Below are 15,247 nucleotides of genomic sequence, written 5' to 3'. Positions count from 1 at the left end.
TCACCAGTCTAAATTATACCTTAATAAATTTATATTGGACAAGTATTTATTGAAGAAGAGAATAGCTGCCGAAATAAATTTATTTAAAGATGGTTATTGTGTATTTGTTAAAAATATACAATGAGATAAATATTATAATATAATTAAATTACAGAGATAAGGTATTGAGCTTTATTAGAAATAGCTTAAAATAAGAACAAGGATAACCTAAAGTTAAACTGATAGTTGGGGGGTATCAATTATTGAATACTATAGAAGATAAATATGAGGAAAGAAGAAGATATTATGAAGATTTATTGAAGAAAGAGGGCACTAAAATAACTCTAATAAGTAATCTAAGGCTTATATTTTTTTTACTAGGTGTTGTGGGTACTTTATTTTACTACTTGACTCAAAATTACCATTTGGCTATAATTACATTTTTTATATTTTTGATATGCTTTATCATATTGGTAAAGATACATAACAGAGCAATAGAAAATAAAGGGCTTATGGATGCATTGTGGCATATAAATGATAAGTCGATAAAAAGAATAAATGGAGAATGGAAGGAATTCAGCGATATAGGGAAGGAATTTATAAGTGATGAACATAGATATTCAAAGGACTTGGATATATTCGGCAAAGGCTCTCTTTTTCAATGGATTAATTCAACAGTAACTTATTTAGGAAGAGAAAGGTTAAGAAAACTTCTTGAAAATCCAAGCATGGAAATAGATGATATTCAAAGAAGGCAGGAGGCTGTAGAGGAGCTAGCGGAAAAACTGGATTTTAGGCAGGCTTTTATAGCTAACGGCATGATAAATCAAAAAGATATGCATAATCCAGAGGATTTATTTTCTTGGGGAATCAGTAAAAATAATTTTTATTGCACTTCTTTAGTAAAAATTATGGTATATATATGGCCTTTTGTTACTATGGCAATTGTACTACTGCCCTTTATTACTAAAGCCCCTTATTATTTAGCAGCTTTAATGATAAGCATTAATATAGGGATACTTATGTGGGACAATGAAAATAGAAGTAGAACACTTGGGAATGTTGATAAGTATAAGGAAAATATAAAAACTTACTATGGTATGCTTAAGATATTAGAAAAAGAACAATTCCATTCCACTCATATAAAAAATGTAAAGAGTAATTTAATAAATGACATGGGAGAAGTAGCTTCAGGACAGATAAGAAAACTATCAATTATAGAAGACAAGGTGTCAGGTCGAAGAAATGCCTATTACTCTATAATAAATATACTTACCCTTTCTGATTATAGATATATGAGGCTTCTGGAAACATGGAAAAGAAATTCTGGTAAGTTTATAAAAAGTTGGCTCAATAGCATAGCAGAGATTGAGGCCCTAGGAAGCTTAGCTATTATAAAACATGATAATCCAGAATGGGTGTTGCCTAAATTTATAGAAAATACTCCTTTACTTTCAGCTAAAGAAATGGGGCACCCGCTGCTTACTAAAGATAGAGTATGTAACGATCTAAAAATTGAAAAACCTTCAACTATTCTTTTGATTACAGGTTCTAACATGTCTGGTAAGAGTACTTTGCTTAGAACAGCAGGTATAAATTTGGTTTTAGCTTATGCAGGTGCATCTGTTTGTGCTAAAGAATTTCTATGTTCTATAATGGACATTTATACATGTATGAGGGTGAGTGATGACTTGGAGAAAAATATTTCTTCTTTCTATGCAGAGCTTTTAAGGATAAAGAAAATAGTAGAAGCTTCTAAGGGGGATAAACAAATATTTTTTCTGCTTGATGAGATATTCAAGGGGACTAATTCTACGGATAGGCATACAGGTGCAAAAATCTTAATAAATAAACTAAATAAAGAAGGTGCTTTAGGACTTGTATCAACTCATGATTTAGAGTTGGAAGAATTAGAAAAAGAAAGCGGCGGAAGGATAAAAAATTATCATTTTACAGAGTATTATAAGGATGGTAAGATATATTTTGATTATAAGCTTCAAAAAGGAGTTTCTACGACAAGAAATGCCATATATCTTATAAAAATGGCAGGAATAGATGTAGAGGAGTAACTAAATTTATTAAATTTTTTTTCGATAATTAATTGATATGCGGCTTTTTAATCCGTAAAGACTATATTATAATATTTAAAAGGTCTAAATATAAGAATATATGCATCGTACTAAGAAGGGGTGTTCCAATGAAACTTGTAATATTAAATACTAAATTAGTCGGAGAAAGATTAGGAAGTAGTATTTACACAGAAGATGGAGTTATGTTTTTAAGAAAAGGTAGTGTTTTTTCGGAATCTATAATAAAAAGATTAAGAGGAATAGGTATAAATACTGTTTACATAGATGATGGCAATGACGGTATAACACTACAGGAAGTAATACCTACTCAAATAAGAATGGGACTTATAAAGTCATTAAAAGCACTGTTTGATGAGGTTAAAAGCAGTAAGGAAGTAGATTATAACAAAGTAGTTAATATAGTAAATGAACTGATAGAAAACATAAATTTATCAGAGAATGCTGTAATTATAAATAATCTAGTTCCTAGAGATGAGATATCTAAATTAGCTGTTCATAGTCTAGATGTAGCTGCGTTGTCAATTATGGTTGGTTCAAAGAGAAAATATAATGAAAAGAAAATGGTTAACTTAGCCATAGGAGCCTTGTTACATGATATAGGAAAATTATTTACTAAAGAAAAGAGACATGTAGAGATTGGATATAAAATGTTAAAGAGAAATACTCTGTTTAGTCCACTTTCTTATATGTGTGTATATGAACTTTATGAAAAGAAGGATGGAACAGGATTATTAGGAATTAATGGAGATAAGATATTTGAATTATCTAAAATAGTTAGCATATGCAATCAATATATTAAGTATTTGAATGATGAAGAAGGTATACTACCTCATGAAGCTATGGAGAAAATAGGTGCTGAAGCAATATCTTCTTATGATGAGGATGTATATAGAGATTTTGCAAGCTCCGTTTATTGTTATCCTAATGGACTTCATGTGAAGCTAAACAATGGTCTAGATGGATTAGTTATAGCTCAAAACAAAAATGCTTCTACAAGACCCATAGTGCAGGTAAAAAAAGATGGAAAGTTTAACTTTTACAATCTACTACAAAGTCTAACTCTATTTATAGAGGAAGTTATACTATAATATATAGTTAAGAATAGACTTCCGATAGATATTGTATTTGAAAGCCTATTCTTGATTTTTAGAACTCAACCTTAATTATATATTTAGGTCTCTGGTCAATGTTTTTAGATTATCTGATGATGCCTTAAGCTGCGCAAGTTCATCTTCATCTATAGGTATCTGGAATATCCTTTTTACTCCAATCCTACCTACCATGCATGGAGCTCCAAGATAGATATCTTCTATACCATATTCTCCAGTATATAGGGATGAAACTGGGAGCAGTGCATTTTCATCATTAAGAATAGCTTTTACTATTCTAGTTACAGCTATGGCAACTCCAAAGTTTGTATACCCCTTACCTTGAATGATATGATATCCAGCCTCTTTAACAGCTTCTGCAATCTCTTCTCTTACATTTTTATGAAACTCCCTATTTATAGCCTTAAAATATGAGTCAATTGGTATTCCATGAATATTAGTTTGGCTCCAGAGAGCAACTTGAGAATCGCCATGTTCTCCAATTATTAAAGTATCAATATCTTTAGAATCAATGTCGTATTTTTTTTCAATAGTATATTTTAACCTTAAGGTATCAAGAACTGTGCCAGAACCTAAAACTCTATTCTTAGGAAAACCAGAAAGCTTATAAGTCATATAAGTTAATATATCTACTGGATTTGATACTACTAAAAGTATGGCATTAGGACTATATTTCACAATCTCAGGTATCATAGATTTAAAAACTTTTAGATTCTTATTTACAATGTCAAGTCTTGTTTCCCCAAGTTTTGGGCCAACTCCAGCAGTTATAATAACAATGTCAGAATCCTTAGTTTCTTTATAGTTACCAGGCCTTACCTCTATATCTCCTAAAGCAGAAGTGGCATGGGCGATATCCAAAGCTTCAGCCTTTGACTTATCCTCATTTATATCTACTAAAACTATTTCTGAAGCTGCATTTTGTAGTGTTAAAGCATAAGCCGTAGTAGAACCTACAAAACCAGCGCCTATTACAGATATTTTTGCATTATTAATTGCCATATTAACAACCTCCGCAAGTAAAATTTGTTATTAATAGTATATATTAAATAATAGTAATTATCAATAAGTTTTTATATATAATATGGTTACAATATAAAGTATGTGCAGTTTTATCAATAATAAAATGAATGATGAAAATTTTTGGCAATATAGTAATGGTTGAATATTATTGAACTGAAAGTAAAATAGGGATATAATAACATCAATTATAAACATAAAAAAATATAAAGATTTTATATATTTTTTTACAGATTGGAGAAGGAAAGTATGAAAAGTGAATTTTATGACAAACTGAGTATTAATCCTATAATTGCCGCAGTTAAAGATGAAAAGGCTTTAGAAAGAGCTATTAAGTCCCCAAGCGAGGTTATTTTTCTTCTAAAAGGAAACATATGCAATATTGAAAATATAGTAAATAAAGTGAAAGCAGAGGGTAAAAATATATATGTACATATGGATTTAATGGATGGGTTTGGAAAAGATGCTTTTGCTATAAAGTATATGAAAGAAAAAGTAAATCCCAGTGGAATTATAACAACGAAATCAAATTTAGTTAAGATATCTAAGGAAATGAACATGTTTTGTATACAGAGACTCTTTATGATAGATAACTTATCCCTAGAAACTGGAGTGAATTCTATAAACAGCATAAGACCAGATGCGGTAGAGATCATGCCGGGCATTATGCCAAAGATAACAAGAAAAATAAAAGGTCAAACAAAGGTTCCTATAATCGCAGGAGGACTTATCATAGATAAAGAGGATGTTATTGAAAGTCTTAAAGCTGGTGCTATGGGTATATCTACAAGTAGAGAAGAAATATGGGAAATGTAAAAAACTATAGAAAAATGTATGAAAAGGTTTAAATAAGGTGTTGACTGTAAAAATATATGATGATATAATAAAATCATAAAATATAATATGAAAAGGCCAGAGTATAGAGAGCCATAATTTTAAAAGATATTATCTTTGAATATCTTTTGGAATTATGGCCTTTTTTATTTAAGATAGGAGGTATAATATGTTTGATGTGGTTATTGTTGGAGCTGGAGTTGTTGGAAGCGGTATTGCAAGGGAATTATCAAAGTACAATTTAAAGACTTGTGTATTAGAAAAAGGTTCTGATGTGGCAACAGGAACATCAAAGGCAAATAGTGCAATAGTACATGCTGGTTTTGATGCAAAACCAAACACTTTAAAGGGAAAATTGAATGCTAAAGGAAATGCTATGTTTGATAAGTTATCAAAAGAATTAGACTTTCCATTTAAAAGAAATGGTTCTTTGGTTTTATGCTTTGATGAAAATGAAGTTGACAAATTAGATGAATTAAAACAAAAGGGAGAAGCTAACGGAGTGCCTGACATTCAAATATTAGGCAAGGACAAGCTATTAGAATTAGAACCAAGTCTAAATGAAAATGTAGCAGCCGCTCTATATGCACCAACAGGCGGTATTGTATGTCCTTATGAAATGACTATAGCTTATGCTGAAAACGCATATGAAAATGGAGTTGAATTTAAACTTAATACAGAAGTTAAAAATATAAAAAAGACTGAAAATGGATTTATTTTAGAAACAAATAATGGAAATGTTGAAAGTAAATTAGTTATAAATGCAGCAGGATTATTCTCTGATGAGTTAAATAATATGGTTAGCAAGAATAAAATAAAGATAATACCAAGAAAAGGGGAATATTGTCTATTCGACAAAGCAGCAGGTTCAATGGCTGAAAGAACTCTTTTCCAATTGCCAACTAAGATGGGTAAAGGGGTATTAGTAACACCAACAGTAGATGGAAACTTGCTTATAGGACCAAATGCAGTAGATATAGAAGATAAAACTGACTTAAGTACAACTCAAGAAGGATTAGATGATGTATTAGATAGAGCTAAGTTAACATTAAAGCAAATTCCAATGAAACAAGTAATAACTTCTTTCTCAGGACTTAGAGCTCATTGTACAGCAGATGACTTTATAATTGGGGAAGCTGAAGACGTTGAAGGATTTATAAATGTAGCTGGAATAGAGTCACCAGGACTTTCAAGTGCACCAGCTATAGCAGAAATGGTTGAAGGTATAGTAGTAGACAAGCTATCACCAGCTAAAAATGAAAACTTTAATCCTATAAGACATGGAATTCCTAAATTTAGAGAAATGAGCAATGAGGAAAGAAAAGAGCTTATAGCTAAAGATTCAGCTTATGGAAAGATAGTATGCAGATGTGAAACAGTTACAGAAGGCGAGATTTTAAATGCTATAAGAAGACCTCTTGGTGCAAGAAACCTAGATGCGGTTAAGAGAAGAACAAGAGCAGGTATGGGAAGATGTCAATCAGGTTTCTGCTCAACTAAGGTAGTTGCAATTCTATCAAAAGAATTGGGAGTACCTGAAACTGAAATTACCAAGTTTGGTGGAAATTCTAAGCTTTTAATAGGAGAAAATAAGGAGATTTAGTGCTTCAAGTTAGTATAGCTAATATATCTATGAGTTTGGAGGAGTGAAAAATGAGAGAACATGATGTAGTAATAATAGGGGGAGGCCCTGCAGGTCTTGCAGCTGCAATAGGTGCGAGAGAAGAAGGTATACAAGATATTTTAATATTAGAAAGAGACAACCGTCTTGGTGGAATATTGAATCAATGCATCCACAATGGTTTTGGACTCCACACTTTTAAGGAAGAACTCACAGGACCAGAATATGCACAAAGGTTCGTTGATAAAGTACAAGATATGAAGATACCATACAAATTAAATACTATGGTTATAGATATAAACAATGATAAGATTATAACAGCAGTTAATGAAGAAGATGGAATTTTAGAAATCAAAGCTAAAGCTATAATTTTAGCTATGGGATGCCGCGAAAGGCCAAGAGGAGCTATAAACATTCCAGGAAGTAGATGTGCAGGTATATATTCAGCAGGAGCTGCACAAAAGTTTGTTAATATAGATGGATATATGCCAGGTAAAGAAGTTGTTATCCTTGGTTCTGGAGATATAGGACTTATAATGGCAAGAAGAATGACTTTAGAAGGAGCAAAGGTTAAAGCAGTTGTAGAACTTATGCCTTACTCAGGTGGACTTAAGAGAAATATTGTACAATGCCTAGATGACTTTGGAATTCCACTAAAACTTTCTCATACTGTTACTAATATCAAAGGAAAAGAAAGATTAGAAGGAGTTACTATAGCAAAGGTTGATGAAAACAGAAAGCCTATAAAAGGAACAGAAGAATATATACCATGTGATACTTTACTTTTATCTGTAGGTCTTGTTCCAGAAAATGAATTATCTACAAAAGCAGATGTAGAGTTATCTCCTATTACAGGGGGACCAATAGTAAATGAAAGTCTTCAAACTAATATAGAAGGAGTGTTTGCTTGCGGAAACGTTCTTCACGTTCATGATTTAGTTGACTTCGTTACAGAAGAAAGTATAAATGCAGGAAAAAATGCTGCAAAATATATAAATGGTCAAACTTTCACTAAGGATGGAATCGAGATAGTTGCAGAAAATGGACCAAGATACACAGTTCCAAAGTTTATAAATCCTGAAAATGTAGAAAAACTTGTAGATGTAAGATTTAGAGTTGGAGATGTTTATAAAGATAGCTATGTTTCTGTTTACTTTGATGATGTACGTGAAATGCATATGAAGAAGAGAATATTAACTCCAGGAGAAATGGAAACAGTGAAGCTTACAAAAGCATTATTTGAAAAGCATCCTAACTGTAAGAAGATTACTGTTAAAATAGAAAATTAGGAAGTTAGAATTTACACGTTGGGGGGTAATATCATGAGTGAAAATAGAGAGCTTACTTGTATAGGATGTCCAATGGGATGCATGTTAGAAGTATCTCTAGAAGATAATAAAGTAACAGATGTAAAAGGAAATACTTGTTTAAAGGGAAAAACTTATGCGGAGAAGGAATGTACTAATCCTACAAGAATAGTAACTTCTTCTGTTAAGGTTAAGAATGGAGAGATTGATGCAGTTTCTGTAAAGACAGAGGCAGACATTCCAAAGGAGAAAATTGCTGAATGCATAAAAGATCTTAAAGGATTAGTAGTAGAAGCTCCTATAAATATAGGAGATGTAATAGTAAAAAATGTAGCTGGAACAAAAGTTAATGTTATTGCTACTAAAAGTATTGCAAAGGTCAATTAAATGGTGTAAAATAATATTAAAGAAAAATTAGAAAAAATAGCGAAAGATTACAAGTGCTGTAATATAAATTACAAATAAATATCAACGGCAGAGAGAAGAGAGCGCCATTATTAGAAAGGGATTTAATCCCTTTCATAATAATGGCGTTTATTAATTTAATTAAGCCATAAGTAAACGTTTCCTAAAGAAAAATAATTCAAGAATTTAAAAAAACAAAAGAAAGGGAGATTTTAAAAAAAGGACAAGCCTTGAGGACATGTAATGAATTTAAGTTTATGTTTCCAACATAAACTTAAGATATATTAATTTATTTATAGTTAAGGGGGAATTATTATGTCAAGTTATTTAGCAGAATTCTTAGGCACAATGATGTTAATTCTACTAGGAGATGGGGTATGTGCAGCAACATCTCTTAACAAAAGTAAAGCGCAGGGTGGAGGATGGATAGTAATAACTGTAGCATGGGCATGTGCAGTAGCAGTTCCAGCATGGATTTTTGGAGCAGCAAGTGGAGCTCACTTTAACCCAGCACTTACAATAGCATTAGCTGCAATTGGAAACTTTGATTGGGCACTAGTTCCAGGATATATAATAGCTCAAATGTTAGGTGCTATAGTTGGAGCAGCATTAGTATGGATAACATACTTACCACACTGGGAAGCTACAGAAGATAAGGCAACAAAGCTTGGAATATTTGCAACAGCACCAGCTATTAGGAATTCAGCAGCAAACCTTATTACAGAAATTGTGGGAACTTTCGTATTAGTATTTAGTATTTTAGGACTTGGTCAAGTTAAAATGGTAGATGGACTTGGAACATTAGCAGTAGGATTGGTAATATTAGTTATTGGTCTTGCATTAGGTGGACCTACAGGATATGCTATAAATCCAGCAAGAGATTTAGGACCACGTATAGCTCATGCAATACTTCCAATAGCAGGAAAAGGAGATTCAGACTGGGGATATGCATGGATACCAGTAATAGGACCAATAATAGGTGCATTAATTGGAGCATTCTTATTTGTAGGTGTATTTTAATATAAATATCTAATGAAGTTTTTATATAGATGGTGTAAACATTTACAAATATAAGTTATGGGGGGAATATTAAATGGAAAAAGAAAAATATATAATGGCCTTAGATCAAGGAACAACAAGTTCAAGATGTATAATATTTAATAAGCAGGGGGAAATAGTAGCAGTATCACAAAAGGAATTCACTCAAATATATCCAAAGGCTGGATGGGTTGAACACAATGCAATGGAAATCTGGGGAACTCAAGCAGGGGTTGCAGGAGAAGCTTTAGCAAAAGCTGGGCTTGATGCAACAGATATTGCTGCATTAGGTATTACAAATCAAAGAGAAACTACAGTAGTATGGAATAAGAGAACAGGTATTCCAGTATACAATGCAATAGTATGGCAATGCAGAAGAACTGCTGAGTATTGTGATGAGTTAAAAGCTAAAGGATTTGATAAAGTAGTAAAAGAAAAGACTGGATTAATTTTAGACGCATATTTCTCAGGAACAAAGATTAAATGGATACTTGATAATGTTCCAGGAGCTAGGGAACAAGCTGAAAAGGGAGAATTACTTTTTGGTAATATAGACACATGGTTAATCTGGAATCTAACTAAAGGAAGAGTTCACGTAACAGATTATACAAATGCATCAAGGACAATGCTTTATAATATTCATGAATTAAAATGGGATGATGAACTTTTAGCAGAATTAAATATACCAAAATCAATGCTTCCAGAAGTTAAACCTTCTAGCGAAATTTATGGAGAAACTGATGAGCTTATATTTGGATCGCCAATTCCAATAGCAGGAGATGCTGGAGACCAACAAGCAGCACTATTTGGACAACTTTGCTGTGAAGAAGGTATGGCTAAAAACACTTATGGAACAGGATGCTTCCTTCTTATGAATACTGGAAATAAACCAGTAGAATCTAAAAAAGGACTTCTTACAACTATGGCTGCTTGTCATAATGGAAAACCTGAATATGCTCTTGAAGGAAGTATATTTATAGGTGGAGCAGTTATTCAATGGTTACGTGATGAGTTAAGGATGTTTAACAGCGCTGCTGAGTCTGAAAAATATGCAACAGCTGTTGAAGATTCAAATGGAGTTTATTTAGTACCAGCTTTTGTTGGACTTGGAGCACCGTATTGGGATCCATATGCAAGAGGAACTGTTGTAGGTCTTACAAGAGGAGCTAAAAAAGAGCACTTTGTAAGAGCAGCTCTAGAATCTATGGCATATCAAACTTATGATGTATTAAAGGCTATGGAACAAGATTCAGGAATAAAACTACAAGCATTAAAGGTTGATGGAGGAGCATGTGCTAACAACTTCTTAATGCAGTTCCAAGCTGATGTGTTAAATACACCAGTACAAAGACCAGAAGTTATAGAAACAACAGCACTAGGAGCTGCTTATCTTGCAGGTCTTGCAGTAGGATATTGGAAGGACTTAGATGATATATGCTCAAGTTGCAAACCATCAAAAACTTTCACACCAAACATGGAACCAGAAAAGAGAGAAGAAATTATTAATGGATGGCACAAAGCAGTTGAAAGATCTAAAGGTTGGGAAAAATAGCTGAGTAAATTATACTATTATAGATGAACTTCTATGAATTTTTATAGAAGTTCATCTTATATTATTATAATAAGGATAAATATTTAAAGGGGATAAATGAGCATGAAATTAAAAAAATTTAGCATTTCTTGCGGCGGCTTTATATTGTTAAATTTAATTTTATATTTTTGTATTTTTCACAATATTCTATATTTTATAATATCGCTTTTGGGGGACATAGCTATATTTGCTATATCTATTAAACTTTTTAGTAAAAGTTTAGATTTTAATGCTACCATTTGTAATAATATACCATATAATAAAGATATTGGAGTCGATGATGGGATAAAAGAGGAATTACTTTCTGCATCAGAAGCTATTGGCTTCAATGTACAGCAATTATTATGGGTTGCAGATAAAAATACTTCTATTTTTAACAAATCTTATGATATATCTCATAAGGTAGAGAATTATAGCCAGCAAAATGCAGCAGCTGCAGAAGAAATAAATGCTAGTATTAATGAATTTGTATCATTTTCTAGAGATTTAAATAAGAGCGTTGAAGATATACGGAACTATTCATTAAGGTCTGTAGAAATGTTAGAAAAAAATAGAGATACTATAGAAGGTATAAGCGTTTTTTTAGAAGAGCTTGCAAAAGAAGTTAGCAATGCTTCTAAAAGCAATGAAGAATTCATAGAATCTTCTAATAATATATATAAAGTAGTGGATTATATAAAACAAATATCTAATCAGACCAATCTATTATCTTTAAATGCAGCTATTGAAGCTGCAAGAGCAGGAGAAGTAGGACGAGGGTTTGCAGTTGTGGCAAATGAAATAAAGAAGCTTTCAGAACAGACTCATGTTCATATTTCACAGATAGAAGAGATAGTTGACGATACATCTGAAAAGGTAGTATACTCAAATAAAGCAATAGAAAAATGTAATGAAAAGATAAATGAAGTAGAAGAAATAGTAAACCAGTCGACTAATGCCATTGATGAGATAAAAGTCATTGTAGAACATATCAATAATTCTATAAAAAATTTACAGTCTATGTCTTCTCAGGTATTATATACATCCACGGAAATCGAAGCGGCAGTTGAAGGTATGTCAAAAGCTATAGAAGATACTCATAAACTATCCTATGAATCTATTGAAAGCATAAACTATCAAAAAACGAAAAATGAGGAAATAGCTTTACAGTTTAATCAATTGAGAGAGATATCGGAAAAACTTCAAAAAATATCAGTGAAATTAAAAAGAAGTGATGAAATAATTATCGGTATTAATCCATTTACATCTCCAGAAAATATAAAGAATATGTACGTACCTATATTAGAACATATATTTAAGTGTATAGGATATAAACCTAGAATTATAATTGTAAAGGACTACGATGCTTTAAGCAGCAGTATAAAGGAAGATATAATTGATCTAGGATGGTTTTCTCCATTTGCCTATGTGAATGCCCATGAAAAGGCAGGAGTACTGCCAATAGCTACTCCTAAAGTAAATGGAAAGGCATACTATAAAGGATATATAATCACTAGAAAAGACAGCAATATAAAAAATTTAAAAGACTTAAAAGGCAAGAATTTTGGATATGTAGATCAAAATAGTGCTTCTGGATACTTGTATGCTAAACATATGTTAAAATCTAACAACCTAAATCCTGAAAAAATTTTCAATAAAGTTTATTTTATGGGAAGTCATGATAATGTTATTAAAGCAGTTTTATCAGGAGAGATAGATGCAGGAGCTACTTATAGTGAAGCAATAGATAATGCAAGGATTAATGGGTTAAGGGTTGAGGATATTGTTATAATTAAAGAAACAGAAGATATACCGAAAGATGCAATAGCCGTAAATCCAAGAATGCAGCCAGAACTTATAAATAAAGTTAAGGAAGCTTTTATAAATACTAAGGATCTAAAAATGTTTAAAACACCTATTGATGAATTCATAGAGAGCAGTGATGAGAAATATGATGTAATTAGAAAGATATTATAGTTTATATAAGTTAGGCGGGGAGTATTGTGGGAAATCAGTTTTATCGTAGGTTACAGATAAATCCTATAATAGCAGCTATAAAGGATGAGCATCAGTTACAAAGGGCTATTGAATCTCCATGTGAAATTATCTTCGTTTTAAAATCAGATATATTTAATATAAAGTCCATTGTAGATAAAATTAGGGTTTCAGGAAAAGGAGTATATATACATGTAGACTTGATAGAAGGACTTGCAAAGGATGCCTTAGCATTAAAATACATACATGAAAATATAAATCCAGATGGAATAATTACAACTAAGACTAGTTTAGTAAGAGCATCAAAAAGTCTTAATATATTTGTTATACAAAGATTTTTTGTACTAGACCACTTATCTTTGGATACAGGAATACATTCTATAGAATCTATAAGACCTAATGCGGTAGAGATATTGCCAGGAATAATGCCAAAGGTTACAAAGATATTTACTAATAAAACCAATGTTCCAATCATAACTGGAGGACTTATAATGGACAAAGAGGACGTAATGAACAGCCTAAAAGCAGGAGCCATTGCTATATCAACCAGCAAGGAAGAAATTTGGTACATGTAAGAAAAATGCTGCGTATATTTCTTACATTCTGTACTAATATAGGGCTTCTTCTCATATATATTATTGTATAGAAAATGTATACATTATATATTGAAAGGCGGAGTTAATGAGAGCCACAATTTTAGGAGAGTAGAATCTCTTAATTAATTGTGGCTCTTTTTGCTTTTTTCTTTAGATAACCAGTTCTAAAATTAAGGTGGAAAAAATCCACTAAGATGAGGAACTAGATTTATAAAAGGAGGTTATGCTATGTTTGATGTAACTATAATTGGAGCAGGAGTTGTAGGCTGCTCTACTGCTAGAGAACTTGCTAAATATAATTTAAAAGTTTGTGTAGTGGAAAAGGGGTCAGATGTGGCTGTTGGAACCACAAAAGCCAATAGTGCCATAGTTCATGCTGGTTATGATGCTAAACCTGGTACTCTAAAGGGAATATTGAATGCGAAAGGCAACGCTATGTTTGACAAATTGGTAGAGGAACTTGACTTTCCATTTAAGAGAAATGGGTCTTTAGTTTTATGCTTTAATGAAGAGGAAATGCCTAATTTATTAGAGCTAAAAGAAAGAGGAGAAAAAAATGGAGTTCCAGATCTTCAAATAATATACAAAGAAAAAATATTAGAATTAGAACCAAACATAAATGATAATGTATATGCTGCATTATATGCACCTACAGGAGGAATTGTGTGTCCATATGAGATGACCATTGCTCTTGCAGAAAACGCAGCTACAAATGGAGTGGAATTTAAACTTGACACAGAAGTTATAGGAATAAATAAGATAGAGGATAAGTTTGTAATCAAAACTTCTAAAGAAGAAATAGAGAGTAAGCTTGTAATAAACGCAGCAGGATTGTTCTCAGATGATATAAATAATATGGTAAGTAAAAATAAGATAAAGATAATGCCAAGAAGAGGGGAATACTGCTTATTTGATAAAGTGGTTGGCAATATGGCAAAGATGACATTGTTCCAATTACCAACCAAGCTTGGAAAAGGAATATTAGTAACCCCAACAGTAGATGGAAACTTGTTAATAGGACCAAATGCAGATGATATTGAAGATAAAAGAGATTTATCAAATACAAGAGAAGGATTGGATGACGTTATAGATAAGGCTAAAATAACCTTTAAAAATATCCCTATGAAATACCTTATAAAGTCTTTTGCAGGAAATAGAGCAAGGGGAAATACTGGAGACTTTATAATAGGAGAAGCAGAGGATGTAGAAGGATTTATAAATGCAGCAGGAATTGAATCGCCAGGGCTCTCAAGTTCACCTGCCATTGCAGAGATGATAGCAGGCATTGTTGTTGAAAAGTTACATCCAAGCAAAAATGAAAAGTTTAATCCAATAAGAAAAGGAATACCAAAGTTTAGGGATATGACTGAAGAAGAAAGAATAGAAGCAATAAAGAAAAATCCAAGGTATGGAAGAGTAGTGTGCAGATGTGAAACAGTTACAGAAGCAGAAATAGTAGAGGCTATAAGAAGACCTCTTGGTGCAAGAAACATAGATGCAGTTAAGAGAAGAACAAGGGCTGGTATGGGAAGATGTCAAAGTGGATTCTGCTCAAATAAGGTGCTTCATATTTTGGCAGAGGAACTAAACCTAAGTCCAGAGGATGTAACCTTATTTGGAGGAAAGTCTAACCTTCTTGTAGGTAAAAACAAAGAAATATAAACCATATTAATTTTTTGGAGG

At 32.0% G+C, this 15,247-nt stretch carries 12 protein-coding genes; 11 read left to right on the top strand and 1 reads right to left on the bottom strand.

Translation table 11 applies throughout. From position 1 onward, the window contains the following. The first annotated feature begins 242 nt into the window (after positions 1 to 242). Together ACFWTK_RS10940 and ACFWTK_RS10935 are read left to right on the top strand one after the other, a co-directional pair. Complete coding sequence (locus ACFWTK_RS10940) at positions 243 to 2,048, top strand: MutS-related protein (protein ID WP_415876047.1); 1,806 nt, start codon at positions 243 to 245, stop codon at positions 2,046 to 2,048. 128 nt (positions 2,049 to 2,176) lie between these two features. Then, positions 2,177 to 3,157, top strand: a complete 981-nt coding sequence (locus ACFWTK_RS10935; protein ID WP_415876046.1) for an HD-GYP domain-containing protein — start codon at positions 2,177 to 2,179, stop codon at positions 3,155 to 3,157. 75 nt (positions 3,158 to 3,232) lie between these two features. Here ACFWTK_RS10935 and ACFWTK_RS10930 read toward each other — a convergent pair whose 3' ends face one another. After that, positions 3,233 to 4,180 carry an L-lactate dehydrogenase gene (locus ACFWTK_RS10930; RefSeq protein WP_415876045.1) on the bottom strand — a complete coding sequence of 316 codons (948 nt, stop codon included), beginning with the start codon at positions 4,178 to 4,180 and terminating at the stop codon, positions 3,233 to 3,235. Positions 4,181 to 4,447: 267 nt separating this feature from the next. On the opposite strand from ACFWTK_RS10930, the gene ACFWTK_RS10925 reads away from it, so the two are divergent. The 9 genes from ACFWTK_RS10925 to ACFWTK_RS10885 all read left to right on the top strand — a co-directional run bounded on the left by ACFWTK_RS10925 (position 4,448) and on the right by ACFWTK_RS10885 (position 15,226). Further along, positions 4,448 to 5,014: a glycerol-3-phosphate responsive antiterminator gene (locus ACFWTK_RS10925; RefSeq protein ID WP_415876044.1), complete on the top strand. Its 567-nt coding sequence runs from the start codon at positions 4,448 to 4,450 to the stop codon at positions 5,012 to 5,014. A gap of 187 nt (positions 5,015 to 5,201) precedes the next feature. Then, a complete protein-coding gene (locus tag ACFWTK_RS10920; protein WP_415876043.1) occupies positions 5,202 to 6,635 on the top strand; it encodes an NAD(P)/FAD-dependent oxidoreductase in 1,434 nt (477 codons plus the stop codon). A gap of 50 nt (positions 6,636 to 6,685) precedes the next feature. Beyond that, the gene (locus ACFWTK_RS10915; RefSeq protein WP_415876042.1) at positions 6,686 to 7,942 is read left to right on the top strand and encodes an NAD(P)/FAD-dependent oxidoreductase; all 1,257 of its coding nucleotides are present in this window, start codon (positions 6,686 to 6,688) and stop codon (positions 7,940 to 7,942) included. A gap of 33 nt (positions 7,943 to 7,975) precedes the next feature. Then, positions 7,976 to 8,347, top strand: coding sequence for a DUF1667 domain-containing protein (locus ACFWTK_RS10910; RefSeq protein WP_415876041.1), 372 nt, complete (start codon positions 7,976 to 7,978; stop codon positions 8,345 to 8,347). A gap of 333 nt (positions 8,348 to 8,680) precedes the next feature. Beyond that, positions 8,681 to 9,385 (top strand): MIP/aquaporin family protein, encoded by a 705-nt coding sequence (locus tag ACFWTK_RS10905; RefSeq protein WP_415876040.1) that lies wholly within the window; start codon positions 8,681 to 8,683, stop codon positions 9,383 to 9,385. Between the two features lie 73 nt (positions 9,386 to 9,458). Continuing rightward, positions 9,459 to 10,955, top strand: a complete 1,497-nt coding sequence (gene glpK, locus ACFWTK_RS10900) for a glycerol kinase GlpK (protein ID WP_415876039.1) — start codon at positions 9,459 to 9,461, stop codon at positions 10,953 to 10,955. Positions 10,956 to 11,057: 102 nt separating this feature from the next. After that, positions 11,058 to 12,950 carry a phosphate/phosphite/phosphonate ABC transporter substrate-binding protein gene (phnD, locus tag ACFWTK_RS10895; RefSeq protein ID WP_415876038.1) on the top strand — a complete coding sequence of 631 codons (1,893 nt, stop codon included), beginning with the start codon at positions 11,058 to 11,060 and terminating at the stop codon, positions 12,948 to 12,950. Positions 12,951 to 12,976: 26 nt separating this feature from the next. After that, positions 12,977 to 13,543: a glycerol-3-phosphate responsive antiterminator gene (locus ACFWTK_RS10890; RefSeq protein WP_415876037.1), complete on the top strand. Its 567-nt coding sequence runs from the start codon at positions 12,977 to 12,979 to the stop codon at positions 13,541 to 13,543. A 249-nt stretch (positions 13,544 to 13,792) separates the two neighbouring features. Then, positions 13,793 to 15,226, top strand: coding sequence for an NAD(P)/FAD-dependent oxidoreductase (locus ACFWTK_RS10885; RefSeq protein WP_415876036.1), 1,434 nt, complete (start codon positions 13,793 to 13,795; stop codon positions 15,224 to 15,226). Positions 15,227 to 15,247 lie beyond the last annotated feature (21 nt).

Source organism: Clostridium sp. (assembly GCF_047777555.1).
Taxonomy (GTDB): domain Bacteria; phylum Bacillota; class Clostridia; order Clostridiales; family Clostridiaceae; genus Clostridium_H.
This window is presented reverse-complemented; position numbering and strand designations above follow the sequence as displayed.